At 76.5% G+C, this 21,954-nt stretch carries 13 protein-coding genes, 1 tRNA gene and 1 riboswitch; of the genes, 7 read left to right on the top strand and 7 right to left on the bottom strand.

Annotated features, from left to right (window positions below; genetic code table 11):
* The first annotated feature begins 47 nt into the window (after positions 1-47).
* Positions 48-854 carry an alpha/beta fold hydrolase gene (locus ACVWNX_RS15565; protein ID WP_454414521.1) on the top strand — a complete coding sequence of 269 codons (807 nt, stop codon included), beginning with the start codon at positions 48-50 and terminating at the stop codon, positions 852-854.
* A 294-nt stretch (positions 855-1,148) separates the two neighbouring features.
* Here ACVWNX_RS15565 and ACVWNX_RS15560 read toward each other — a convergent pair whose 3' ends face one another.
* The gene (locus tag ACVWNX_RS15560) at positions 1,149-1,430 is read right to left on the bottom strand and encodes a hypothetical protein (protein ID WP_454414520.1); all 282 of its coding nucleotides are present in this window, start codon (positions 1,428-1,430) and stop codon (positions 1,149-1,151) included.
* Positions 1,431-1,597: 167 nt separating this feature from the next.
* Complete coding sequence (locus tag ACVWNX_RS15555; RefSeq protein ID WP_454414519.1) at positions 1,598-1,753, bottom strand: hypothetical protein; 156 nt, start codon at positions 1,751-1,753, stop codon at positions 1,598-1,600.
* 229 nt (positions 1,754-1,982) lie between these two features.
* Here ACVWNX_RS15555 and ACVWNX_RS15550 point away from each other — a divergent pair.
* The 4 genes from ACVWNX_RS15550 to ACVWNX_RS15535 all read left to right on the top strand — a co-directional run bounded on the left by ACVWNX_RS15550 (position 1,983) and on the right by ACVWNX_RS15535 (position 6,398).
* Positions 1,983-2,056, top strand: a tRNA-Met gene (locus ACVWNX_RS15550).
* Positions 2,057-2,277: 221 nt separating this feature from the next.
* The gene (locus ACVWNX_RS15545) at positions 2,278-3,423 is read left to right on the top strand and encodes a PP2C family protein-serine/threonine phosphatase (RefSeq protein ID WP_454414518.1); all 1,146 of its coding nucleotides are present in this window, start codon (positions 2,278-2,280) and stop codon (positions 3,421-3,423) included.
* A 398-nt stretch (positions 3,424-3,821) separates the two neighbouring features.
* Positions 3,822-3,965: riboswitch (cyclic di-AMP (ydaO/yuaA leader) on the top strand.
* Positions 3,966-3,975: 10 nt separating this feature from the next.
* A complete protein-coding gene (locus ACVWNX_RS15540; RefSeq protein WP_454414517.1) occupies positions 3,976-5,088 on the top strand; it encodes a M23 family metallopeptidase in 1,113 nt (370 codons plus the stop codon).
* A gap of 365 nt (positions 5,089-5,453) precedes the next feature.
* Positions 5,454-6,398 carry an aldo/keto reductase gene (locus ACVWNX_RS15535; protein WP_454414516.1) on the top strand — a complete coding sequence of 315 codons (945 nt, stop codon included), beginning with the start codon at positions 5,454-5,456 and terminating at the stop codon, positions 6,396-6,398.
* Here ACVWNX_RS15535 and ACVWNX_RS15530 read toward each other — a convergent pair.
* Complete coding sequence (locus ACVWNX_RS15530) at positions 6,379-10,221, bottom strand: nSTAND1 domain-containing NTPase (protein WP_454414515.1); 3,843 nt, start codon at positions 10,219-10,221, stop codon at positions 6,379-6,381. The genes ACVWNX_RS15535 and ACVWNX_RS15530 overlap by 20 nt on opposite strands.
* A gap of 91 nt (positions 10,222-10,312) precedes the next feature.
* On the opposite strand from ACVWNX_RS15530, the gene ACVWNX_RS15525 reads away from it, so the two are divergent.
* Entirely contained in the window at positions 10,313-11,854 is a 1,542-nt protein-coding gene (locus ACVWNX_RS15525; protein ID WP_454414514.1) for a hypothetical protein, read from the top strand.
* Here the strand turns inward: ACVWNX_RS15525 and ACVWNX_RS15520 are convergent.
* From ACVWNX_RS15520 to ACVWNX_RS15505, 4 genes are all read right to left on the bottom strand, one after another.
* Positions 11,851-13,563, bottom strand: coding sequence for a PrsW family intramembrane metalloprotease (locus ACVWNX_RS15520; protein WP_454414513.1), 1,713 nt, complete (start codon positions 13,561-13,563; stop codon positions 11,851-11,853). The genes ACVWNX_RS15525 and ACVWNX_RS15520 overlap by 4 nt on opposite strands.
* A gap of 470 nt (positions 13,564-14,033) precedes the next feature.
* Positions 14,034-14,780: a tRNA (guanosine(46)-N7)-methyltransferase TrmB gene (gene trmB / locus ACVWNX_RS15515; RefSeq protein WP_454414512.1), complete on the bottom strand. Its 747-nt coding sequence runs from the start codon at positions 14,778-14,780 to the stop codon at positions 14,034-14,036.
* 688 nt (positions 14,781-15,468) lie between these two features.
* Positions 15,469-16,707, bottom strand: coding sequence for an L-2-hydroxyglutarate oxidase (gene lhgO, locus ACVWNX_RS15510; RefSeq protein ID WP_454414511.1), 1,239 nt, complete (start codon positions 16,705-16,707; stop codon positions 15,469-15,471).
* A gap of 251 nt (positions 16,708-16,958) precedes the next feature.
* Entirely contained in the window at positions 16,959-18,383 is a 1,425-nt protein-coding gene (locus tag ACVWNX_RS15505) for an MFS transporter (RefSeq protein ID WP_454414510.1), read from the bottom strand.
* A gap of 1,348 nt (positions 18,384-19,731) precedes the next feature.
* Between ACVWNX_RS15505 and ACVWNX_RS15500 the strand changes: the two genes are divergently transcribed.
* A complete protein-coding gene (locus ACVWNX_RS15500; RefSeq protein ID WP_454414509.1) occupies positions 19,732-21,885 on the top strand; it encodes an asparagine synthase-related protein in 2,154 nt (717 codons plus the stop codon).
* The last annotated feature ends 69 nt before the right edge of the window (positions 21,886-21,954 follow it).

Here is a 21,954-nt window from a genome sequence, read left to right as displayed (position 1 = left end):
CCCCGGCCCTCGCCACCGGTGACGGCCTTCCCAACCGGAGGAGTCGTGTGGACTGGTCGGAGCGGATCGTCGTCCGTGCGGGCGTGCGTGTCTCCTGTCGGGACTGGGGAGGGGCGGGGGCGCCCGTCGTCCTGTTGCACGGGCTGGCCGGGCACGCCGGCGAGTGGGACGTCATCGCCCGTGGTCTGAGCCCCCGTCACCGGGTCGTCGCCGTGGACCAGCGCGGTCACGGTGCCAGCGAGCGCAGGCCGGGGGACGTCTCCCGGGCCGCGTACGTCGCGGACGTCGTCGCCGTGGTGGAGCGGCTCGGGCTGGAGCGTCCCGTCCTGGTGGGCCAGTCGCTGGGGGGCCACACCGCCCTGCTCGCCGCCGCCGCGCACCCCGGGCTCTTCCGTGGGCTCGTTCTGGTGGAGGCCGGGCCGGGCGGTCCTAGCCCCGGGGTGCAGAAGGAGATCGGGGGGTGGCTCGACTCCTGGCCCAGGCCGTTCCCGTCGCGGGAGGCCGCCGTCGCGTTCTTCGGCGGAGGTCCGGTCGGCGAGGGCTGGGCGGCCGGTCTGGTGGAGCGCGACGGCGGCTGGTGGCCCGGGTTCGAGCGCGAGGTGATGGTCGGGTCGCTGGCGGAGAACGCGCGGCGGTCCTTCTGGGACGAGTGGTCGCGGGTCGACTGCCCGACCCTGGCCGTCCTCGGCCAGTCCGGGATCATCCCGCCCAGGGACGTCGACGGGATGTTCCGGCGACGGCCCGCCGCGACCGTGGCCCTGAGCGTTCCGGGGACGGGGCACGACGTCCATCTGGAGCGTCCGGAGGTGCTGCGGGACGCGCTGCGCGAGTTCCTCGCGGGACTCGCCGCCTGAGCCTGAGCTTGAGCCTGATCCCGATCCGGGGTCCTTGGGCGCTTCCCGGTGCCTCCGTGCTTTTCCGGTTCCTCCGGTCCCACCGGTCCCACCGGTCCCACCGGTTCCTCCGGTCCCTCGGTCCCGCTGGGCTTCCCGGCTTGTCTGGTCCTTTCGGGGCCTCGGGCTCTTGGCGGGTCCGGTCCTCTCAGCGGGTCCTGTGGTCCCCGTGACCCCATGGCCTCCAGTGGACGGGGCGGGTGCGGTCCCGTCGCGTCTCCGGCGGCCTTCCCGGGCGGTTCCGCGCGGGGCCGGTCAGAGGAGTTTGCTGCGGGCCGCTCCCGGGCCCGCCGCCGCGCGGCGGCCCCGTGCGGGGCGGTGGCCGCGTCCGGTGCGCCGGTCGCCGTCGAGTCCGGCCGCCCTGCGGGCCCAGCGCGCGACGGTCTCGGCGGGCACCCCGATGCTGTCGACGATCCGCGCGGCCTTCTCGCGGCAACCCGGTTCCGGACAGGCGACCGGGCTCATCGGCCGGGAGGCCGCCGAGGCCCCGGTCGAGGCCCCGGTCCGGGCGCCGGTCTGGGGCGCGGTCTGGGGCATCGCCGGGAGGGGGGCGGGTGCCCCGCCGGGCCTTCCGGCTGGCTTCCCGGGAGGGGACCCGGCGGGCTTCCCGGGAGGGGCGCGGCGCGCGGTCGGCGGGACGGGGTCGGGCGGTAGGTACCGGGCGGCGCAGCCCAGGCAGATGTACCACGTACGCATGGGGACTCCTAGTGGGATTGACCGGTCCCGGAGCAGGTTCCGCAGGCCCCGGTCCAGCGTCGGACGACGGGTTGCTGGCGGCCCTCTTCGTCGGTCTCCACCGTGTGCCGTTCGTGTTCGGTGAGTCCGGTGCCGCCGCAGGCCGGGCAGGTCTCGTCACTCATGGGCCCAGGATGACCGACCGGGTGGCCCCACGCCGGGGTTCCGGCACGACGCCACCCGAACCGGGCAGCCCCGCCGCCTCCGGCGTTGACCCCCTGGTGCGGGGCGCGACGGGAGGGGTGCGGGGCGTGCGGTGGTGCGTCCGCGCGCGGCGGGGACGGAGCGACGGGGGGAGCGGGCGGAAAGTGGTGAGGGACCACCTCTGACGTGGTGTAGAGTTGGGTTTACCGACGCGGGGTGGAGCAGCTCGGTAGCTCGCTGGGCTCATAACCCAGAGGTCGCAGGTTCAAATCCTGTCCCCGCTACTCAGTACGAGGGGCCCGGAAGTCATCGACTTCCGGGCCCCTCGTCGTATGCCCGGCCGATGCGTGCCCGTATGTCCGGCGGGTGCGTGCCCGGGTGCCCGGCCGATGGGCGCGCGCGGCCCCGCGCGGTCCGCTCACCCGTACGGCTCCGCACGGCTCGCCCCCCGGGGAGGCGCGGGCAAGCCTGGGGTGAGCGGACGGAAGGCGGCGGGAGACGGTACGTGGGCCACGGAGGTGAACCGACCGGCGACGGGCCCCCGGCCCCCGCGACCGGACGCCCGGCGGTCCCCACCGGGACTCCCTCGGGCTGGGTCGGACGGCTCGTCCGGGCGCTGCCCGTGCTGCTGATCGTCGCGGGAGTGTTCTACGACGAGCTGACCCCGGCGCGCTTCACCGCAGCCCCGCTGTTCGCCGCCGCCCCGCTCGCCGCGGCCCCGTTCTACGGGAGGCGCGGCACGGTCGCCGTCGGGCTGGCCGCCTGTGCCGCCGCCATCGGCGAGCGGATCGAGGACGGCGCCCTGGGCCGCGCCGAGTCCGTCACCGACCTGGCCACGATCGTGACGGTGTCCGTGCTCGCCGTCGTCATCAACCGCCTCACCCGCCGCAGCGACGCCCGGCTGGCGTCCGCGCGGGAGATCGCGGAGGCCGCCCAGCGGGCCGTGCTCCCGGAGCCGGCCGAACGGATCGGCGGGCTGGACATCGCCGCGCGCTACGAGGCCGCCCAGGCCGACGCGTCCATCGGCGGCGACCTGTACGCGGTGCAGGACACCCCGCACGGCGTCCGGCTGGTGGTCGGGGACGTCCGGGGTAAGGGGATGAACGCGGTCTCCGCCGTCGCCGTGCTGATCGGGGCGTTCCGCGAGGCCGCCGAGCAGGAGGCGGACCTGGAAGCGGTGGCCCGCCGCCTCGAACGCGCCCTCGCCCGGGAGGAGGTGCGACGTCGCGAGGTCGACCTCTTTGAGGGGTTCACCACCGCCGTCCTCGCCGAACTGCCGCACGGCCGTGACGTCGTCCGGATCCTCAACCGGGGGCATCCGCCGCCGCTGCTGCTCGCCCCGGACGGCGGGCTGACGGTGCTGGTGCCGGCGCTTCCGGCGCTGCCGTTGGGGATGGCCGACCTCGGGGTGTGGCCGGACCTCTGCGAGGAGGTGGCCTTCCCGCCCGGGGCCTGTCTGCTCGTGTACACCGACGGGCTGTCCGAGGCCCGGGACGCGCGCGGGGAGTTCTTCGATCCGGTGCTCTGGCTCGGCGGGCGGACCTTCGTGGGGCCGGACGCGCTGCTGACGTCCGTCACCGGGGCGGTCCTGCTGCACACGGGCGCGGGGCCGGAGGACGACATGGCCCTCCTCGCCGTGCGCCGTCCGTGAGACGGCACCCCCCCCGGGTGCCCACCCTCGGCCTCGGCCCCGGCCCCGATTGCGGTTGCGGCGGTGGTCGGTCGGGGACGGCGTGGCCCCCGGGGCCCCCGGGCGCTCCAGGCCCCCGGGGGCGGCTCGGTGCTCGTGGGGCGGCGGCCCCGGCCCGGATCTCACCGCCCGTAGTCGACGGCTCGCGGTCCGATAACGACTGAGTATCCGTCAAAGAAAGTTTGGCGCACCGGGGAATAATCTTCGACCGTCAACTCGCCCGGTTCCGCCCGCCCGTGTCCCGATAAGTCCCCGTCATGGGCGTTAATGATCAACCGGAAGCGCTTGGAATCAGGCCCCCGGGTCTATTAACGTTCGATAACGCAGCGCGGTCGTCCCAGCCGTCACAGAGTCGGCTCCGCGCGCACGCGCCGAATCCCGCGAGGGAACCGGGGAACCACCACCATGGGGTGAATCGGACGGCCCTCTCGCGAGGCTGCCCGTAGGAGACCTTCCTGCTCCGAACCCGTCAGCTAACCCGGTAGGCGAGAAGGAAGGAAGGAGTACGCCTCAGTGGCGTCCAATCGGCCTGCCCCCGAAGCTCCCTACGCGCCGAACACGGCCGAGGACGGGGCTTACTCCCCCTACGGTCGCGTCTACGGCCCCGAGGTCACCGAGGGCGAGGTGCGGGAGGTCTGGAACCCGACCGCGGACACCGTCCGGCCCGTGCGCGGCAAGCACCGCGTCGCCAAGCAGCGCGGCGGACTCGCCCGTAGCTCCACGGTCCTGGGCGTCGGCGTCATCGCCGCCGTCGGCGCGGGCGGCATCGCCACCGCGCAGGGCGGCAAGCCCGCCATCCAGATATCGATGCCGGACTTCGGCTCGATCATGCCCGGGGACTCCGAGGAGCCCGAGGCCGACACCACCACCGCCGCCGCCCCGCTGACCGGCGCGGGCATCACCTCCGCCGACGCCGCCGAGGGCGCCACCGACGCGGGCGAGGCGCTGCGGGCCCGCATCATGCAGCAGGCCGAGCAGCAGCAGGACCAGGCCGACGCCGCCACCCGCGCCGCCGCCGAGAAGGCCGCCGCGAAGAAGGCCCTCAAGGACGCCGCCGACGCGGAGGCCAAGGCGAAGGCCAAGGCGGACGCCGAAGCCAAGGCGAAGGCCAAGGAGAAGGCCAGGGCCAAGGCGGAAGCGGAGCGCAAGAAGGCGGCTGCCGAGGCCAAGGCCAAGGCGGAGCAGGCCGAGAAGGCGGAGAAGGAGCGGCTGGCCAAGCTGGCCGGAAGCTTCGTCCTCCCGCTCTCCGGCTACTCGCTCACCGCGACCTTCGGGCAGGCCGGCGCCATCTGGTCGTCCGGCGCGCACACCGGCCTCGACTTCGCCGCCCCGACGGGCACCCCGCTGAAGGCCGTCGGCAGCGGCACCATCACCCAGGCCGGCTGGCACAACTCGTACGGCTACTTCACGATCCTCACCCTCAACGACGGCACCGAGATCTGGTACGCCCACCAGTCGTCCATGAACGTGAGCGCCGGTCAGAAGGTCGCCACCGGCGAGGTCATCGGCCGTGTCGGCTCCACCGGCAAGTCCACCGCCTCCCACCTCCACCTGGAGGTCCACCCCGGTGGCGGCGGGGGCGTCGACCCGGCCGCCTATCTGCGCGGCAAGGGCCTCGGTCTCTGACCGTACGGCCACGCCGTACCCCTCTGATCCACGGTCACTCCGTCCCTGACTTCCCGGTGCGCCGGGGCACCCTCGCCCCCGTGCGCCGGGACGGTCTCCGGAGCCCGTCGTTCCCCACTTCGACGGGGACCGCGCGGCCGTCCGTACCCCCGGCGGCCCCGGTTCCCCGACGGTTCCCCCCACGCCCGGAGTTCCGGCGGCCCTGACGCTCATCCCCCGACGTCAGGGCCGTCGGTCCCCCCCCTCGGAGGTTCCACCGGGTCTTCCGGGGGTTCCCCCGGGTTCCGGGAGTTCCACCGGCCTCCCCCCCCAAGTCCCACGGTCCCGACGGAAGACCCGGGCGCGCACCGGTGTTGACTACGGGCATGACCTCTCTGCGCCCGCTCGGCCCCTCCGGCATCGACGTCTTCCCCCTCGCCCTCGGCGGCAACGTCTTCGGCTGGACCGCGGACACCTCCCAGACCTTCGCCGTCCTCGACGCCTACACGGGCGCGGGCGGCAACTTCGTGGACACCGCCGACTCCTACTCCGCCTGGGCGGACGGCAACCAGGGCGGCGAGTCCGAGACGCTGATCGGCCGGTGGGTCGCCGCGCGCGGCAACCGCGACGACGTCGTCATCGCCACCAAGGTCGGTTCCCACCCCGAGTACAAGGGGCTGTCCGCCACCACCATCAAGGCCGCCGCGGACGCCTCCCTCACCCGGCTCGGCACCGACTACATCGACCTGTACTACACGCACTTCGACGATGTGACCGTCCCCGTCGAGGAGATCGTCACCGCGCTGGACGACCTGGTGCGCGCGGGCAAGGTCCGGGCCGTGGCCGCCTCCAACCTCACCCCCGAACGGCTCCAGGAGTCCCTGGACTTCGCCGACCGCGAGGGACTGACCCGGTACGCGGTCCTCCAGCCCGAGTACAGCCTGGTCGCCCGGAGCGGCTACGAGAACGGGCTGCGGGAGGTCGCCTCCCGGTCCGGGCTGGCGTCCGTCCCCTACTTCGCGCTCGCCTCCGGCTTCCTCACCGGCAAGTACCGGCCGGGCGCCACCGTCGACAGCGCCCGCTCCGGTTCGGCCTCCCGCCATCTGTCCACCGAGCGCGGCCCGCGGGTGCTCGCGGCCCTCGACACCGTCGCCGCCGAGCGCGGTGCCGAGGTCGCCACGGTCGCCCTCGCCTGGCTGGCCTCCCGTCCGACGATCGCCGCCCCGCTGGCGAGCGCCCGCACCCCCGAACAGCTCCCCGCGCTCCTCGCGATGGCGGAGCTGGAGCTGACGGACGCCGAACTCTCGCTGCTCAGCGAGGCGTCCGCCTGACGCCGTCACGGGACCCGGACCGGTCGCGCCGCCCGCTGCCGTGGCGGGACCGGTCGCGCCGTCGGTCCGGGGTCCGGGCGGGGTGGGCGACGCCGTCTTCGAGGTCGATCCATCCGCCGTCCCGCCAGACGACCTCGAAACCGTCCTGGGGCCGGAGTTCCGGCCAGCTAGGACAGAGCGTCCGGTAGGGGACGCCGGGCAGGCGCCGCCCCCACTCCGCCCGGTCCAGGCCGCCCCGCACCCGGGCGCAGACCGTCCGGGCCGCCGCGTCGGCGGAGAGCGGATACCGCCGGGCCGCCGTGTGCGGGGTGGTGACGGTCAGTCCCCGGCCGTCCGGGGCGAAGGCCAGGGCGAGCACCGGGCCGTCCGCGCGGGGCAGCGGCCGGCCCGCCCGGTCCGGCGCGGCGAGGTCCCACAGCCGTAGCTCGCCGTCCTCGTCCCCGGCGGCGAGGGTCCGGCCGTCGGGTGAGAACGCCAGGGCCGAACCGCCCCCGGACGGGCGTTCGCCGCCCGGGGAGAGCACGGCCAGCCGCAGTGCGCCCAGACCGTCCCAGAGCGTGATCCGTCCGGTCTGGTCGATCATCGCCATATGGGCCCGGTCCGGGGCGAACGCCACCGCCACGGGGGTTCCCTCGCCGTCCATCAGCTCTTCGGGAACGCCCCCGTCGGGGTCCAGCCGCTGTCGGCGGTCCGTGAACAGGGGGAGCCCCGGGCCGCTCGCCAGCAGGGCGCCGTCCATCGGGCGCGGGGGCGACCAGCGGGGACGGCCCGGCGCGGAGGCGTCCGCCGGACCGTGGGGCAGGAGCGCGGAGGACGTCGTCGTCACCAGGTCGGGGGAGGCCCGGGAGACGGACACCCGGCTGCCGTGCCAGCCGAGCACCAGACCGGTGATCCCGGAGCGCGCGGGCAGGGTCACCACGGCCCGGCCGTCGCGCGCGTCCCGGACGACCACCCGGCCCCGGCCGTCCACCTGGGCGAAGCGCCGTCCGTCGCCCTGGAAGCCGAACCGGGCGGCGCAGCCGGGCCCGCAGTCGTCCGGCGCGTCGAGGCTCCGCCGGAGCTTTCCCCGGGCGTCCCTGAGCTGGTGCGTTCCCGGCCGGGCGGTCAGCAGGGAGCCACCGTCCGGGCTGAACCCGGCCGCCACGATGAGCGGGCGTTCGCGGGTGCGGAGGCGGGCTGGGTCGAAGCGGACGGTCCGTACCGTCGTCCGGGGCGGCGCACCCTCCCGGTAGCGGAGGGTGCCGCTGGTCAGGTCGAGGCGCGGGGCGTGGGCGGTCGTCCCCGTGGGCACCTGGAGGACGGGGACGGTCGGCTCGTCGGTCCGCCACAGCCGGAGGACCCCGGCCGTGAGCGTCGCGACGTGGGAGCCGTCCGCGCCGAACGCCACGCTCGGCTCGCCCTCCGTCCGGATCCGCCATCGCTCCCGGCCGGTGCGAGCCTCCCGGACCCGCAGTCCGTCGGGACCGGGGAAGGCCAGGGCCCGGCCGTCCGGGGTGAAGACCAGTTCGTCGCCCCGGCGGCAGTCGGCCCCGGTCGCCCAGCGCGCGGGCAGCCGACGGCGTTCGCGGACGTCCCAGAGCTGGAGGGGGTCGTCGTCCGGGCAGAAGGCCGCCAACCGGTCGTCGGGGGAGAGGGCCACCTTGTTCAGCTCCCCCGAGCGTACGGCGGGGGTACGGAGCAGGTTCCGCCCGGTGCTCGTGGACCACAGCTGGAAGGGGCGGTCACGGGCATGGGTGGCGACGGTCCGTCCGCCGGGGCCGAACCAGGCGTCCGCCGTCCTCCTCCCGGGCCCGAGGCCCGGGGTGGTGAACCGCGCCGAGCCCAGGTCCCACAGCCGCGTTCCGTCCGGGGTGGCGATGGCGGCGGTCCGGCCGTCCGGGCTCACGTCCCGGATCCAGCGGGTGCGGGAGCCGGTGCCGGGCGCGCTCCGGAGCGGATGGGCCAGCTCCACGTCCCAGCGTTCGGTGGCCTCCGGGCCGACGCGGAGCAGTGTGGCGCCGTCCCGGGTGAACACCTCCCAGGCGTGCCGGGACGGGCTCTCGTCGGAAACGGGGGTGAAGGCCGAGGTGTGGGGCTGGGCGGCCGACGCGAACAACGCCTGTTCCGTCTCCGGCAGTTCCGCCGCGTGCCAGGCCGCCAGACTCAGCCGCATCGCCAGCTCCGGATCACCGGTCCGCAGCTCCTCCGCCGCCGCCGCGAGCCGTCGGGCGTCGGCCTCCACCGCGCGGCGCCCGCTCACCCCGCCCTGGTGCCAGGCGGCCAGTCCCGCGACCACCGCCACACAGAGCAGCAGGGACAACGCCACGGTGAGCAGGCGCAGTCGGCGGGCGGTCCGGGTGGCCGTGCGCAGCGCGCTGTCCTGGGCGCGGAGCGAAGCGAGGAGGAAGGCCCGCTCATCCGGGGTGAGCCCGAGGTCCCGGGCGCCATGTTTCACGTGAAACACCTCGCGGACCGACTCCAGTTGAGCGCCCCGGTACAACGCCCCCTCGTCCCGCCCCCACGCCTCCCAGCGCTGGGCGGCCTCGGTCAGCCCCCGGTGCAGCCGCAGCGCCTCGCGATCCTCCTCGACCCACTGGCGCAACCGGGGCCAGCCGCTGATCAGGGCCTCGTGCGCCAGATCGACCGTCTGGTCGTCGACGGTGAGCAGCCGGGCCCGGACCAGCCGCTCCAGCACCCGGGCGGAGCCGGGCGAGACGGCCAACTCGGCACGCGGGGCCGGGCGGCGGGTGTCGGCGGTGGCGTCACCGGGGGAGATCAGCCGGAGCAGCAGCCGCCGGGCGGTATGGACCTCGTCCGTGTCGAAGTCGTCGAGCACCCGTTCCGCGGTGTGCGCGAGGGCGCCCCGCACCCCGCCGATCGCCTCGTACGCCTCCTCGGTGAGCGTCCGGCCCCGGCGGCGGCGCCAGACCTCCCGTAGGGCGTGGGCCATCAACGGCAGCCCGCCCGGCGCGTCCACCGTGTCCGCGACGATCCGCGAGGTCAGGGACCGCTCCACGATCAGCCGTTCCGCCGTGGCGGGTCCGACCACCGCCTCCCGTAGCTGGGGCGGGGTCATCGGGCCCACCACCAGCACGGTGTCCCGGAGGGCGGCGGCCAGCGCCGGACGCTCGGCGCACCGCCCGATGAAGTCGGCCCGCACCGCGACCACGGTCCGGACGCCCGGCCGGGTCAGCAACGCGATGAACGCGTCCCGCTCGGCGGGGTCCCGGCAGAGGGTGAACACCTCCTCGAACTGGTCCACCAGCAGCAACGCGCCCTCGGTGAACAGCCCCCGATGGGTACGGGCCGGGGTGGGCCCGGGGGTGAGCAGCCGGATCACGGTGAACGCGTCCCCGCCCCCCTCCCGGAGCGCGGGCACCAACCCGGCCCGCAGCAGCGAGGACTTCCCGCTTCCCGAGGCGCCGACCAGCGCGGTGAACGGGCGGTCCCGCACCAGCTTCCGCAGCTCGGCGACGAGTTCGTCCCGGCCGAAGAAGCGGGCCCCGTCCCCGGTGCCGAAGCGGGCGAGCCCGGGATACGGGCCGTCGTCCCCGTCCCCGGCCCCGTCCGCGAGGGCCGCCTCCCCCGCCCTGAGCCCGCGCCAGCGGCGCTCCCACCCCTCCGGATCGCCCCCGCACGCCCGGACGTAGGCGAGGACCACCGGCAGGGACGGCAGCCGCTCACCGGACGCCGCCGCCGAGAGGGTGGAGGCGGAGTACGGGGACCCGGCCGCCATCGCCCGGTAGGTGGGCGCACCGGCCGTCCGCCGTAGTTCCCGCAGGGCTTCCGCGAAGGCCCCGACCGGCCCCGCACTCGGATCGAGTGGCTTCTCCCGACGCCCCATCCCACCCTCACCCCCGGCCCGGAGCATAGGCGAATTGATTGACGCGGGCCGGTGACCTGCCCATCAACCCCGGGCCCGGTGGACTCGCCGCATGATCGACGACACCCTGTCCGCTCCCCGCTCCGGCGCCGCCCCTCACCCGGCCACCGCTCCCGGTTCCGTCGGCGGGTCCCGCCCGGCCACCGCTTCCGCCGGCACGTCCCGCCTGGTCACCGCTTCCGGTTCCGTCAGCACGTCCCGTCCGGCCGCCGTCCCCCGTTCCCCCGTCCGTCCGCCCCGCACGCCGTCCGCCTGGACGGTCGCCCTCGCCCCCGCCGTGCTGATGGCGGCCCTCGGGCTCTGGGGCATCCGCAGGGAGGGAACGCTCTGGGGCGACGAGGCGGTCACCTACGCGATGGCCCAGCGCGACCCGTCCGAGATCGTGCGGACCCTGCTCTCCGTCGACGTCGTCCACGGTCTGTACTACCTGCTGACGCACGGGGTGTTCACGGTCACCGGCCCCGGACTGGTCCCCCTGCGACTGCCCTCCCTCCTGGGGATGTGCGCGACCGCCGCCGGGGTCGCGCTCATCGGCCGACGACTGGCGGGCCCCCGCGCCGGACTCCTCGCCGGGCTGTTGCTGCCCCTGCTCCCCGACGCCCAGCGGTACGCCCAGGAAGGCCGTTCCTACGCGCTGGTGTGCGCGCTGGTCACCTTCGGCACCCTGCTGCTGTGCGCACGACGGTGGCCCGCCTACGCGGTGGTCATGCTGACGGCGTGTCTGCTGCACGAGTTCGCGGTCCTGGCGCTGCTCGCCCACGGGGTGACGCTGGCCCCGCGCCCGCCCCGGGGCTGGTGGGCCGCCGCCCTGGCCGTGGTGGCGGGCCTGACCCCGCTGGCCCTGTTCAGCGCCACCCAGTCCGGCCAGGTCGACTGGATCACCCCGCCGGGGACGGGTGATCTGGTCCTCCTCGTGGTGCTGGCGGTGCTGGGCTGGTGCGCGGGCACCACCACCGGGGGCCGCCGGGTCCGCGCGGTCGCCCTCCCGCTGCTGCTCCTGCCGATGGGGCTGCTGATCGCCGTCTCCTTCCTGCACCCCCTCTACGTGGACCGTTACGTCCTGCCCCAGGTCATCGGGGTGGCCCTGCTGACCGGCGCGGTCCTCGACCGCCACTGGTCGACGCTCACCGCCGGGACCGCCGCCGTCGCCGCCGTGGCCTCGCTGATCGTCCTCGGCCCGCCGCTGAGGTCACCGGAGAGCCGCAAGAGCGACGTCGGCGCCGTGACGGAGTTGATCCAGCGGATGTCCCGGCCGGGCGACGGCGTGCTCTTCCTCCCCGGACCGCACCGGGGCTGGACCCTGGCCCACCCCGGGGCGCTCACCGGGCTGACCGATCTGAGCCTGGGCCGCTCGCCCCGGGCCTCCCACACCCTGTTCGGCGTCGAGGCGCCGCCCGGGGAGGTCAGGGACCGGCTGCTGCGCCACCGGGGCCGGGTGGTCGTGGTCCGGGGCCCGGCGGACGAGCCGCTGGACCCCGGGGCGGTGGAGACGGCGAAGCGGACGGTCCTCGCCGCGCACTTCGTCCGGTGCGCCGAGCGGACGGCCAACCAGGCCCGGGTCGCGATCCACGTCCGCGACCGCGCGGACTGCTAGACCGTCCCGTCCCCGGGGGCTTCGGCCGGTTCCGGCGCGGTGGCCGGGCCCAGGCCGGGCGTCTTCGGCGGGGCGCCGGTGGGTGCGCCGGTGCCGGTGCCGGGCTGCCCGTACCGGGGCGGCGCGGGAGCCGGGTGGACGGGGGCGGGGGCCCCGGGGCCCGGGTGGCCGTACCCGGGGCGGCTCGGGACGGGGTGGCTCGCGACGGGGTGGCTCGGGACGGGGTGGCCGTACCCGGGGTGTGCCGGGACCGGGTGGCCATGGGCGGGCGGCGACCCGTACGCCGGGTGGGCCTGGCCCGGGTGGCCGTACGCCGCCGTCGGCCCGTACGGGGCCGGGTGCCGGTGCGCGGCGGTCTGCCCGTACGGGCCCGGATGGCCGTACGCGGTCGGGTGGCCGTACGTGGTCGGCGGGGCGGCCCGGCCCGGGTACCCGTACGCGGTCGGCTGCCCGTGCGGAGGCGGGGCGCCGTACGGGAAGGGGGCGCCGTACCCGGGGGCGGGACGGGGGAAGGCGTGGAGCGCGGCGTGGGCCAGCGCGGGGCGCACCGCGTGACGGCGGGCCCAGAGGCCGTCCAGCAACCGCCGCTCCACGGCGACGAAGTCGGCGCCCGCCCGGCCCAGGGCGCCCCGGCGGCGCAGGAACGCCAGCTCGGTCGCGTCCCGTTGGTATCCGCGGACCACCCGCCGCAGCTCCCGGCCGCCGTGGTGGCGCGCGTGGTCCAGGGCGCCGCCACGGCCCCGCATCGATCCGAGGGCCAGCGGTTCCGGCGGGCTCAGCCAGCCCGCCGCCACATAGGCGGGCAGTTCCTCGCGGAGCGCGCGCAGCTCCCGCTGCCGGGTCCAGACCGCCAGCCAGGTCAGCAGCCCGAACACCGGCACCATGAACGCCGCGTACACCACGAAGAACCCGAAGTCGCCGAAGGTCGTGGACCCGTTCCACAGGGCGTGCAGCCCCATCGCCAGCAGCAGTCCGCCGACCGGGGCGAGCACCCGCCACACCCGCCGCCGGGGCGCCGCCTGCGCGGCCAGCCCGAAGCCGATGCCGGTCACCACGGTGAAGAGCGGGTGCGCGAACGGCGACAGCACCACCCGGACGAAGAAGGTCACGGCGGTGACGGAGGCCAGGCCCGCGTCGCCGTTGGTCCGGTCGGTGTCGAAGGCGGTGCCGAGGTAGAGGACGTTCTCGGTGAACGCGAACCCGGTGGCGGTCACCCCGGCGATCACCACCCCGTCCATCAGCCGGGTCAGCCCGCGCCCCCGGAACAGGAAGATCAGCAGGATCGCGGCGGCCTTGGCGGACTCCTCCACCACCGGGGCTATGACCGTGGCCCCCAGGGTGTCCGCGCCGTGCGGGTCGGCGGTCCGTACCGCGATCCAGCGGGTGGCGAAGCTGTTCGCGACGATCGATATGAGCGCGGCGGCACAGGAACCCCACGCGAAGCAGAAGGCCGTGTTCCGCCAGGACCGGGGCGCCACCCGGTCGAGCCAGCGGAACGCGCCCACCAGCAGCGGCACCGGCAGCACGGCCAGCCCCAGCCCCACCAGGAACCCCTCGTGCCCGGTCTCCTGCCGCACCAGCGCCAGCAGCACCACCCCGCACAGCGCGAGCACCGCCGCGAGCCCGCCGGTCCGCACCTTCCGCCGCCGCCACCAGGGCACCCGCGCCACCTCGGTCAGCGCTCCGGTCAGTGCCCCGGGGGGCGTCACGGGGGGTGCCGGGTGGTGGACCGTGGGCGGTGCCGCGGACTGTTCCGTGCCGGGTGCGGCCGGTGACGGTCCGTCGGACGGGTGCCCCACGGACGGCGGCGGGGAGACGGGCCCGGACGGCGGTCGGAAGGCGGGCCCGGCCGGTGGCGGTGGACCGGCGGTGGGCCCTGGCGGTGGCGGTGCGCCGGGGACGGGACCGGACGGCGGACCGGAGACCGGCCCGGGTGGCGCCGGTGGACCGGGGACCGGCCCGGACGGCGCCGGTGGACCGGGGACGGGGGCGGGTCCGGGTCCGGGGACGGGCGGGGGCACGGGCCCGGGGGGCTCGTCGCCTCCGGCCGGGTGCCGGGCAGGGGAGGTGGCCATCGCCTCGACCCTACGGCGCGGCCCGCGCCTCGCGCGACGCCCCGTACCGCCCGGCCGGTCCGCCCGCCCCGCTGTCCGACGGGAGCCCGACGGCCGCCCGGCGACTACTCGGCGTCCGTCGGGCGCTCCGTCGCCGACCTGCGGAACAGCACGTCACGCACCACATGGCCCTTGTCCAGCCCCTGCCCCTCGAACCGGGTGCGCGGCCGGAACTCCGGCCGGGGCGCGAACCCCCCGTCGGGCTGGGTGTTCTCGAAGTCGGGGTGCTCGGTGAGCACCTCCAGCATCCGCTCCGCGTACGGCTCCCAGTCCGTGGCGCAGTGCAGCAGCGCGCCGGGCTTCATCCGGCTCGCGGCGAGCGTCAGGAACTCGGGCTGGACGATGCGCCGCTTGTGGTGGCGCTTCTTGGGCCAGGGGTCGGGGAAGTACACGCGCAGCCCGTCCAGGGAGGCGGGCGGCAGCATCCGGGTGAGCAGGATGATCGCGTCACCGTTGGCGACCCGGACGTTGGTGAGCCCGGCCTCCTCGGCGAGGTTCAGCAGATGGCCCTGGCCGGGGGTGTGCACGTCCACCGCGAGGATTCCGGTGCCGAGGTCCCCGGCGGCCATCCGCGCGGTCGCCTCGCCCATCCCGAAGCCGATCTCCAGGACGACGGGCAGCCCGTCGAACAGTTCCTCCAGATCGAGGACGCGGCTCCCGTCCACGTCGAGGCCCCACACCGGCCACAGCCGTCGGATCGCCTCGGCCTGGCCCCGGGTGACCCGGCTGCGGCGCGGCTGGAAGCTGCGGATGCGCCGGTCGAAGTGGGCGCCCGCGGGGTCGGGCGCGGGGCCCTCGCCGGGCGGGAACATCCGCGACCGCCCGGGCCCGCCGCGCCCGTCGGCGGAGACGGTCCCCGCGACCTCGGCGGATCCGGCGCCGGACGCGCCGGGAGCACCGGGCTCGCCGGGAGCGTCAGGGGCGTCGGCCCCACCGGAAACGTCCGGAACTCCGGACGGACCGGACGGACGTGCCGAGTCGGATGGACCGGACGGACGTGCCGCGTCGGACGGGCCGGACGGGTGTGCCGCTCCGGACGGGTGGGCCGGGCCGGGTCGGGTGGCCGGGGGGCTCTGGGGTGATTCGTCATGCTCGGACACAGTGCCTGCGATTCTACGGAGCCCCGCCCGGCCCCCGCCTCCCACGGGCCGTCCACCGGACCGTCCACGGGGCCGCACCGTGGCGGAGGCGGCAGCGGAGACGAAGACCGCCCGGCGCTCCGGGCGGAAACGAGCCCGGTGGCCCGCCGACAACGGCCCGGTCCCGTGGGACGGCCGCGTCTCGTCCCGCCCTGCGCCGCCCCATCCGATCGGCCGTCCTGTCACGTTCCGTACGCCTTGTCCGGCCGGGAGACCCAGAGTCCCGATCCGGCCCGGAGCCCCGGCCCACAGTCCCGGCCCACAGCCCCAGCCCACAGTCCCGGCCCGGAGCCCCGGCCCGGAGCCCCGGCTCAGAGCCCCGGCTCAGAGCCCCGGCCCGGCGGGACGTCCCGGCGGGGGCTCAGTCCCCCGTGGCGGCGAGCATCCGCAGCGCCCGTCCCGCGACCTCGCGGCCGATGGGGAGCGAGGCCGTCGCGGCGGGGGAGGGGGCGTTCAGCACGTGGACCGCCCGGGGTCCCTCGCGCAGCAGGAAGTCGTCGACGAGGGTGCCGTCCCGCAGCACGGCCTGCGCGCGGACCCCGGCGGCCGTCGGTATCAGGTCGTCGGCGGTGACCGACGGCAGCAGCCGCCGCACCGCCCGGGTGAACGCCCGCTTCGACAGGGAGCGGCGCAGCTCCCCGCCGCCGTACCGCCAGTGGCGGCCCGCCAGCCGCCAGGAGCCGGGCCAGCCGAGCGTCCCGGCCAGCTCGGTGGGGTCCAGGGTGCGCCATTCGTACCCCTCGCGGGCCAGCGCGGGGACGGCGTTGGGCCCGACGTGCACCCCGCCGTCGACTCCGCGCGTCAGATGCACCCCGAGGAACGGGAACGCGGGGTCGGGCACCGGATAGACCAGGCCCCGCACCAGCTCCGGCCGGGCCAGCTCGTAGTACTCCCCCCGGAACGGGACGATCCGGACCTCCGGATCGTCGCCGGTCAGCCGGGCGATCCGGTCGCAGTGCAGCCCCGCGCAGTTCACCAGGACCCGGGCGCGCAGCACCGTGCCGTCCGAGGTGCGCACGGCGACCCCGCGTTCGGGGCGCCGGTCGATCCGGACGACCTCGGCGCCGTAGCGGACCTCCGCCCCGGACGCCTCGGCGAGCCGCCGGGCGACGGCGGCGTAGTCGCAGATCCCGGTGGTGCCGACGTGGATCGCGGCGATGCCCCGGACGGCGGGCTCGGCCTCCGTGATCTGGGCGGGGCCCAGCTCGCGCACGGGGATGCCGTTCTCCCGGCCGCGCTGGACCAGTCCGTGCAGCCGGGGCAGCTCCGCGCGCGAGGTGGCGACGATCAGCTTGCCGGTGACCTCGTGGGGGACGTCGTGCTCGGCGCAGAACTTGACCATCTCGGCGGCGCCCGTGACCGCGTACCGCGCCTTGAGGGAGCCGGGGCGGTAGTAGATCCCGCTGTGGACGACCCCGCTGTTGCGCCCGGTCTGGTGGCGGGCGGGACCCGCTTCCTTCTCCAGCACGGTGACCCGGGTGCCGGGCGCGGCGCGGGTGATCGCGTACGCCGTCGACAGACCGACGATCCCCGCGCCGATCACCAGCACCTCGCAGTCGTACGCCACCACGCGCCTCACCTCCCGCTCCCGATAATGCACTGCGCCACTGACAGCGGCGCCAAACCCGGGAACGGCGGCTACGACGGAGTCCACCCGGCCACCATGGGCCGGCCACCGTGGACCGACCAGCGCGGACGGGGCGTGCGGACGGCCCGGTGCGGACGGCCCTCCGTGACCGGTCGCTGTGGACCGGTCGGTACGGACCGGTCGGTACGGACCGGCCCCGTGGACCGGCGCCGTGGACCGGCCCCGTGGACCGGCCTCGCGGACCGGCGCCCCGAGCCGGGCCCCTACGCCGGGGCCATCAGCAGCGGACGGGCCCGCTCGCGCAGCTCGACCACCCGGGGCTCGTCCCCGTACGGCTCCAGCCGGTGCAGCAGGTCGCGCACGTACTCGGTGGTCCGGGCGGAGGAGATCCGGCCCGCGACCTCCACCGCGCGCACGCCCTGGGCGCAGGCCGCGTCGAGGTTGCCCGACTCCAGCTCCGCGACGGCCGACACCACCAGCCGCAGCCCGTGCGAGCGGACGAACTCCTCGGTCGGCCGGGACAGGGCCTGCTCGGTGAAGCGCCGGACCTCGCGGGGCGCCTTGAGGTCGCGGTAGCACTCGGCGGCGTCGGCGGCGAACCGGTCGTACGAGTAGAAGCCGAGCCACGAGGGGTCGTGGTCGCCGTCCCGGGAACGCTCCAGCCAGCCCTCGGCGGCCTTGAGCGCCGCCCCGGCGGCCTGCGCGTCCCCGGCCCGGGCGTGCGCGCGGGCCTCGACGAGCCGGAAGAAGCTCATGGTGCGGGCCGTGGCGAGCCCCCGGTTCCGCTCCAGGGCGGCCTGCGCGAGGTCCACGCCCTCGTCGCCGAAGCCCCGGTACGTCGCCTGGAGCGACATCGACGCCAGCACGTACCCGCCGAGCGGCACGTCGGCCGCCGCGCGGGCCAGCCGGAGCGCCTGGATGTAGTACCGCTGGGCGGCCTCCTGCTGTCCGGTGTCGAAGGCCATCCAGCCCGCGAGCCGGGTGAGCTCGGCGGCGGCGCCGAACAGGGCTCGGCCGACCTCGTCGGAGTAGGAGCCGAGCAGCAGCGGGGCGGCCTCCACCCGTAAGCACTCGGGGACCATGGAGGAACGCCAGTCGCCGCCGCCGTACTTGGAGTCCCAGCGCCGGGCGTCCTCGGCGGCCTCGCGGAGTTTGGTGACGTCGCTGTGGCCGACCTTCAGGGCCGACCCGCTGTCCTCGGCCGGGCTCGCGTCACGGGCGACGGAGCTGTCGGCCGGGGTTATGAGCCAGCGGGACGCGGGCGTGGCGTACGCGCTGACGGCGAAGGACCCGGCGAGCGACTGCCAGATGCCGCCGCTCCCGGCCCGGCGTCCGGCGAGGTCGAGCCGGTACAGCTCGGTCGCGGACTTGACGGCCGCGCCCACGTCGCGGGGGAACGCCAGCCCCACCTCGGGGGCCGGGTCGGCGTCGGCCAGCCCGATCTCGTGCAGGGGCACCGGGCGGCCGAGCTTCTGTCCGATGGCGGCCGCGATGAGGTGCGGGGCGGCGCCCTGCGGCACCATGCCCTTGGACACCCAGCGGGCCACGGAGGTCTTGTCGTAGCGGAGCGTCAGACCGCGCTGGGCCCCGAGGTCGTTGACCCGGCGGGCCAGTCCGGCGTTGCTGATCCCCGCGAGGGCGAGAACGGCGCCGAGTTTCTCGTTCGGTCCGCGTTGCTCCCTGGACATGCGCCACCCCTCGACACAGACGGCCGCCGCGGCGGCCGGTGACCGCGCGGCATTCGCGTCGCGCCCCCCGGGGGCCGCCCCGGGCGTCGGCCGCATGAGCGGATGGCCGTACCCAGAGGTATATGCCCCTGCGAAACACAGACACACACAGCGTAGTTCGGCGCATCCCATGCGTTAAGAGGCATAGTTCCGGATGGCGAGATTGTGGCGCGTGCCCCGTCCGCCCCCCGCTCGTCACGTGCTCCAGTCGTGTGGCCGTGCGCCCGGGTGTGCGCTCTTCTCGCTGGAGGGGCCGGTGGGTTCCATGGATGGTGCGTGGGTCGGCCCGCTGAACTGCTTCCAGTGGGCTGGGGGACACCGCCGCCTTCATCCCCGCGGGTGGCGGACCGGTCCGGGAGGTGAACACCACCTCCCGGACTGTGCGTTGTGCCCGTAACGGTCCGCATTGAGGACCTTCGGGCTTCCCGGCGTGCCCAAGTTGGCCGAATATCGACCCTGTCGGCCTCCTTGGGTACGCCGGTTCCCCGTTCCGCCGGGCCGGGACGCCGACCGGGGACGCCGTGCCCATAAGCCCCTCCCGCCCCCATAGGCGGCGGACCGCCCGTCCCCACGCCGTGGAGGGCTCCGGAACGGGGCGCGTACCCCACGGTAGGCCGTATACACCCGCCCGGGACCTCCGGGCATATCGCCCGGCAGTGGATGCGTCATCCGGACGGGAACGCGGAGGTCGCGAGGGGGTGCCGGGGCCCAGGGGGCGCCCGGGGCGGCGGGGGATCGCACGGGGCTCACTCGGGGGTCGCACGGCGCTCGAAAGGGGCGCGCGCCGGAGTGCGGCTCGGCGGAGCGCCCCCTGGCCGCCCGTGACCGGCCCGGTCGGCCCCGGTCGCGGCCTTCGGGGCGCCCACCCCGGATCGGGGGGAGGGCCGACCACGAGGACGACCCTCGACCCGTCCGGGAAGGCCGACCGTCCCCTTCGCCGGGAAGCCCACCGCCGCCCCCGGACCGGCAGCCGACCGCGTCCCCCGTCGGGCAGCCCCACCGCCGCCCCCGCCCGGAGGGCGAACGTCACCCCCGTCGGGAAGGCCGACCACCACCCCCGCCCGGACGCCGGACGGCACCCCGCCGGGATGCCCAACGGCGAGCGGGCCGGACGCCGACCGCCGCCCCGCCCGGCAGCCGACCGCCGCCCCACCCGGAAGCCGGACGGCAAGCGAGCCGAAAGCCGAACGGCAAGCGGCCCGGAAGCCGAACGGCGAGCGGGCCGTGAGGCGTTACCCCGGGCCTCCTTCGTGGCAGCATGGTCCCGTTCGTACGGTGCACTGGTTGTCCACAGCCTGTGGAGGCGTCGATGCGGTGGTTGGTGGGGTGGAGCAAGGCCGCCCCCGGCACGTCCGGACACGGCGCCGGGAGCGTCGCCGGACCCGACGGTGAGAACGTCCAGCCCGTCGGCTCCCAGCCCCTGTGGGAGGGCCCCGACCCGCTGTGGGCGGTCGGGGACTGGCGCCCCGACGAGATCCGCACCGTCGGCACCCCCGACGCGGGCGGCCACCTCGCCGTCCTCGGCACCTGCGGCGCCACCGACGAGGAGCTCCGCCTCGGACTCGTCGCCGCGCGCGGCGGCGCCCTGCGCCACCTCACCGTCTGGCCCGGCAGCTACACCGCCGTGGTCCGCACCGGCCGCCGGGTCACCGTCGTCGGCGACCTCGCGGGCGCCCGTCCCGTCTTCCACACCCCCTGGGCCGGGGGCACCGCCTACGCCACCGCCGCCCTCCCGCTCGCCGACCTCGTCGAGGCCCACCTCGACATCGGCCACCTCGCCGCGCTGCTCGCCGCCCCCGACGTCCCCGAGGCCCTGCACGACTCCACCCCCTACCTCGGGGTCCACCGGGTCCCGCCCGGCCACGCCCTGATCCTGCGTCAGGGCGCCCGGGAGATCGCCGGGTACGACCACGTCACCTCCCTCGCCGTCGCCGCCCCGCCCACCGACGCCGCCAGCGCCGTCGCGGGGGTGCGGGACGCGCTCGTGGAGGCCGTGCGCGCCCGGTTGTCCGCGCCCCGGCACGTCCCCGGCGCGCTCGCCGACCCCGGACCCGTCCCCGGGATGGGCCCCGCCGAACGCCGCGCCGCCCGCGGCACCCCCGCCCCCGGCATCGGCGCCGACCTCTCCGGCGGCCCCGCCTCCGCCACCCTCGCCCTGCTCGCGGCGGGACTGCCCGGCGTCCCCGGCACCGTCCTCGGCCACGGCACCGGCGGCGGCGAACGCCTCCTCGCCGTCACCTTCAACGACCTCACCGCCCGCGCCGCGCCCGGCGGCGCCGACCCCCAGGGCGACGAGATCGCCCGCGCCGGGGCCCTCGCCGCCGACCCCCGCCTCCACCACGTCGTCGTCACGGGCGGCGAGGAGACCCTCCCGTACGCCGACCTGGACGGCCCGCTCACCGACGAGCCCGGCCCCTCCCTCGTCACCGCCGCCCGCCACCGCGCCCGGCTCGCCGCGGGCAGCGCCGACCACCTCACCGGACTCGGCGCCCGCCAGGTACTCGACGCCCACCCCGCCCGGCTCGCGGACCTCCTGATGGACCGCAAGCGCCGCCATCTGGTCCGGCCCGTCGCCGCCCTCAGCAAGGCCGACGGACCCCTCTCCGTCCTCGTCCCCGCCCGGATCTACGGCGCCGCCCGGCGGCTCGCCCGCACCCCCTACCGGGCGGGCGTCGACGGCCTCGCCGAACGGCTGCTCCGCCGACGGCTGGACGAACCCGCCGGAGCCGTCGGGGCCTCCCTCGCCGCCCTCGCCTGGGCGCGCCCCGGCCCCGCCGCCCGCTGGCTCACCGGAGAGGCCCTCGCGGAGGTCTCCGGCCGGGTCCAGAGCGCCGCGAACCGCCCGGGACCCGGCCCCGGCCAGCGCCCCGGCGACTTCCGGGCCCGCGCCGCCCTCGCCCGGCACGCCGCCGACCTGCGCGTCCTCGAACAGGCCGCCGAGGTCCGCTTCCAGCGACTGCACGCCCCGTTCCTCGACAACCAGGTGGTCCGCGCCTGCCGGGCACTGCCGGAGGCGCTGCGGGTGCGGCCCGGCGCCCGCGCCGAGATCCTCCGCGACGTCCTGGAGGGCGCCGGGGTCTCCGACCTCCCGCCCGGCTGGGGCACCCCGTCCCACGCCCCCCACGCGGCCGCCGCCCGCGCCGGACTGCACGTCGCCCTCGACGACCTGACGGCCCTGTTCGACACCCCGCTGCTCGCGGACGCCGGACTCGTGGAGGCCCGGGTCGTCCGGGAGGCCCTGCGCGCCGCCGCCGAGGGCCAGGCCCTCTCCCCGGACGGCCTCGCGGGCCTCGCGGACCTGGTCTCCGTCGAACTCTGGCTGCGCCGGCTGCTGGCCCGGCGCGGCACCTGCTGGACGGGCACCCCCGCCCGCCAGCGCGCGGTGCCCACCGGCACGGTCGTCGCCGAACGGGGCGCCCTCGGCCGGACCCGGGGCGCCCTCGGCACGGCGGCCCGCCCCTGACCGGCGCCCGGCTGACCGCCCCCGCTGACCGCTGACCGGCGCCCGCCCCGGCCCGACCGGAGGGGACGA

It is taken from the genome of Streptomyces sp. JNUCC 64 (assembly GCF_054484115.1).
This window is presented reverse-complemented; position numbering and strand designations above follow the sequence as displayed.

Excerpts from the sequence above, each read along its gene's own strand:
- ACVWNX_RS15505 (WP_454414510.1), bottom strand. The coding sequence starts at position 18,383 with ATGTCCAGGGAGCAACGCGGACCGAACGAGAAACTCGGCGCCGTTCTC.
- ACVWNX_RS15535 (WP_454414516.1), top strand. The coding sequence starts at position 5,454 with ATGACCTCTCTGCGCCCGCTCGGCCCCTCCGGCATCGACGTCTTCCCC.
- ACVWNX_RS15525 (WP_454414514.1), top strand. The coding sequence starts at position 10,313 with ATGATCGACGACACCCTGTCCGCTCCCCGCTCCGGCGCCGCCCCTCAC.
- ACVWNX_RS15555 (WP_454414519.1), bottom strand. The coding sequence starts at position 1,753 with ATGAGTGACGAGACCTGCCCGGCCTGCGGCGGCACCGGACTCACCGAA.
- trmB (WP_454414512.1), bottom strand. The coding sequence starts at position 14,780 with ATGTTCCCGCCCGGCGAGGGCCCCGCGCCCGACCCCGCGGGCGCCCAC.
- ACVWNX_RS15530 (WP_454414515.1), bottom strand. The coding sequence starts at position 10,221 with ATGGGGCGTCGGGAGAAGCCACTCGATCCGAGTGCGGGGCCGGTCGGG.
- ACVWNX_RS15500 (WP_454414509.1), top strand. The coding sequence starts at position 19,732 with ATGCGGTGGTTGGTGGGGTGGAGCAAGGCCGCCCCCGGCACGTCCGGA.
- ACVWNX_RS15560 (WP_454414520.1), bottom strand. The coding sequence starts at position 1,430 with ATGCCCCAGACCGCGCCCCAGACCGGCGCCCGGACCGGGGCCTCGACC.